This window comes from Acetobacter sp. P1H12_c, assembly GCF_018811975.1.
Lineage (GTDB): Bacteria > Pseudomonadota > Alphaproteobacteria > Acetobacterales > Acetobacteraceae > Acetobacter > Acetobacter persici.
In genome coordinates this window covers 1-545 of sequence record NZ_JACRVR010000107.1, presented here as the reverse complement: position 1 = coordinate 545, position 545 = coordinate 1, and the positions used below count along the sequence as shown (strand labels likewise).

The window sequence follows — 545 nt, the reverse complement described above, 5'->3', positions numbered from 1 at the left end:
AAAAGTGGCCGTAATAGAGTTTGACGATGATCCGGTCCTCAATCTCCTTGGGGAGGACCTCGAACCATTCGCGGTCGTTACGGCGCAGGGCAACATCAAGCGCCACGATATCTTCAGCGGTTTTCGTATGGACCGCACGATAACGCACGGCAGCACCGGCTGCGGCGAAGCGGTGCAGGAAGGCGCGCGTACCTTCATCCGGCGTACATTCGAAGAAAGCACCGCCCGTGCTGGAGGCCCACTGCTCCAGATAGGCACGAACAGGTCCGGTCATCTGGGCGGAGACCTTGAGCATCAGGTGATGCTCGAAACGGTCGCGGTAGTCGCACATGCGCTGGGGAAGCTGTTTCGGCAGGAAGCGGCTGAGGAACTGCATCGCCAGATCGCTGAAATGATCGGACAGGAACGGCAGGCGCTGCGCAAAAACGTCGAACCGGGACTTCATGGAGAAGAACATCGGCAGGTATTTCGTGCCGAAATAGCGGATGACCGCGAAAGTATCCTTGCCGTATTTGTCGGCAATATTGAACGCATCGCGATGCAGG

At 57.8% G+C, this 545-nt stretch carries 1 pseudogene; it reads right to left on the bottom strand.

The window, feature by feature from the left end:
* Positions 1-545: pseudogene (locus tag KP699_RS16325) on the bottom strand (D-lactate dehydrogenase); the annotation flags it as partial.